Below are 2441 nucleotides of genomic sequence, written 5' to 3' on the forward strand. Positions count from 1 at the left end.
TGATTGATCAGATTATTCGGCCGCTAGAGGGATGGACCACTTGGCGAAGAACCGGATTACCAAATCTGGAAGTGCCGGAAGGAGCACTAACTACTGGTTTGTTTATGCGGTTTCCATTACCTCCCGATGAAGTATCAGCGAATGATAATGCTCCCACGCAGAAACCGTTAGACGAAAGAATGTGGTTCAACCAACAAAATTAGTAACTGATGAACGTAATAAAATTATATCATATACTATTCGTAGCGGTGGCAGTAGTCACCTTCAGTAGCTGCGAAGAATTTGAAGATGAGCGGTTAGATTTTTCTGATTCGCAAGTGCAATTTGTGCAACTATCTAGTGGTAGTGCCATAGAGGCAGCTCCAACTGATACTGTATCGGTAGAAATAGAGGTTCGAGAGAACCTCTACACCGATATTAATGTAAATTATGAGATTACGGGAGCCATTACTCAAAGTGGTACGGCCACTATTGCTAATGGTGAGTTGGATACTGCGGTTGACCTTATACTACCTGCGGCGGCTGGAGAAGCTACGTTCTCGATAACTGGTGTAGACAACGGCTTGCAAGTTGGTCGTCCTAATACTTCGGCTTCAGCGGTAACAAGAATGATTGTTTGGGAGTAGATATAGAAGCAAACTTACTAAATTGTTTTACCCAATAGAATACAAAAAACCCGTCTGAAAAGATGGGTTTTTTTGTTTTAATCAATGTTGGCAAAGAGGTTTTTCCTAGAATGCTTGCAGCGAGAATATTCATTTGAAGGGTAGATTTGGTAGGACTATTCTACGTGATTTTACTTGATTATATACAGCTAATGCTTGAAGACAATACGGAAAGAATAGGATATCTCATAAGCGATAACTCAGTATTTGTCCCAAAAAGGGAAGCTGTACTTGTTAATTTGGTAAGTTTTGTAGAACTTTAATTGAACAAGAACAGATTATGTATTCTTACCTGATATTTTCTGCTTATGGTATTAATGATTGATGACGATTTAGATACGCTGGAAATCTATCAGATAATTGCTGCTAAAAGTTCTCATGCTCATCATTTTAAAGTTTTCAGTAGCCCAGTAGCAGCTTTACATTGGTTAAAAAGACAAGTATTTATTGATGGTGCGTTCCCTCGTTATTTACTTTTGGCCTTGAATATGGCAGAGCTTCACGGGTTTGAGTTTCTAGAAGAATTTGAGCGGAAATTGCCCTATCAGCAGCTTGATACCAAAGTATTTGTATTATCTAATTCTATCCGATACCTAGATCAATCCCGATCAAAAAAATATGATAGTGTGAGTGAGTTCATAAGTAAGCCATTATCTATTGAGCGATTCTACTCTCTGTTAGAATCAGCTTCAGACATTCATACAATAAAAGTATAGTACGACAGTACAGTAGTTAGAGCTGATTTTTAAAATCAATCCGCAATTATGACTACAGAAATGGTCAGTATATCTGTAGAAGAACTTCATGCTGTAATACTGATACAGGTAAAGTTAACCATCTATAGGCGCAGCAGTATACACAACAACTGAAAGAACAATTATTTGGTCATACCTACACTGTTGTAAATATGTTCCTTTCCCTTGCCGCTATCAGAGTAGTTAAAATATAGCTACTTATTTTACTGGAAGTACGTTTGACCTTACTACAATAATATGTTATCTTCATTAACGTGTAAGGCAGCCTTAAATACTTCTTATTTTGGAAAATTTATATTTTAGCACAAAGGAAAACTCATTAGACGGAACTATAAGAAATCTGTCTTTTATAACATAATAACTAATAGCATAGTGATAAGATGTATGTTTTTAAATCTTTACTTTAAGTGTTTTTACAATAAACGCATCAGTATAAGCTACTAAACCAAATTTAAGCAGTATCTACAGAGAAATTGAGAGATCTCTCTAAAAATACAAGTACTTTGTTGAAAATTTAATAGAGCAACTCTGCACTACAATGGAAAGATTTGCAGTAAATACCCAATAAATTTAGAATAATTGTATGCGATTAGGTTTCTTTTTAAAATCAAAGATATATTTTTGCTATTCTGTTGAAAAGTCTAATGGTTACCATTTAGCTATTAGCAGCGAATATAATTAGTAAGTAGATATACACTATTGCCAGAAGGGCAATAGCCGTTTTGACATATGAAACTATATGAAAATACTATAAATGTGATGTATTAATTTAAACTAAAATGTGAAACTATGAGGTACAACTCTACACAACTCACCTCGTCAGGCCAGCCATTTTCCCTTGTGAAGGGAATAGGAATATTTGTTCTGACTCTTTTGTTATCCGCCCCACTGTGGGCTCAAGATCTGACCATCGCCGGTACAGTAACTTCTCAGGAAGATGGAAGTACGTTACCCGGAGTGAACGTGCTAGTAAAGGGAACTACGCAAGGCACCGTTACTGATATTGATGGTAACTACCGAA

4 protein-coding genes are annotated in these 2441 nt (G+C 36.3%); all 4 read left to right on the forward strand.

What is annotated here, in order from left to right:
* A partial coding sequence (locus WBA23_RS17550; protein ID WP_424583587.1) for a hypothetical protein occupies positions 1 to 203 on the forward strand: 203 nt, incomplete at its 5' end.
* Positions 204 to 209: 6 nt separating this feature from the next.
* Positions 210 to 626, forward strand: coding sequence for a hypothetical protein (locus WBA23_RS17555; protein ID WP_424583588.1), 417 nt, complete (start codon positions 210 to 212; stop codon positions 624 to 626).
* A 347-nt stretch (positions 627 to 973) separates the two neighbouring features.
* On the forward strand, positions 974 to 1381 hold the full coding sequence (locus WBA23_RS17560; RefSeq protein ID WP_424583589.1) for a response regulator: 408 nt from the start codon (positions 974 to 976) through the stop codon (positions 1379 to 1381).
* An 828-nt stretch (positions 1382 to 2209) separates the two neighbouring features.
* A partial coding sequence (locus tag WBA23_RS17565) for a carboxypeptidase-like regulatory domain-containing protein (RefSeq protein ID WP_424583590.1) occupies positions 2210 to 2441 on the forward strand: 232 nt, incomplete at its 3' end.

This window comes from Tunicatimonas sp., assembly GCF_049647865.1.
In the GTDB taxonomy this organism is placed as follows: domain Bacteria; phylum Bacteroidota; class Bacteroidia; order Cytophagales; family Cyclobacteriaceae; genus Tunicatimonas.

Excerpts from the sequence above, each read along its gene's own strand:
- WBA23_RS17555 (WP_424583588.1), top strand. The coding sequence starts at position 210 with ATGAACGTAATAAAATTATATCATATACTATTCGTAGCGGTGGCAGTA.
- WBA23_RS17560 (WP_424583589.1), top strand. The coding sequence starts at position 974 with ATGGTATTAATGATTGATGACGATTTAGATACGCTGGAAATCTATCAG.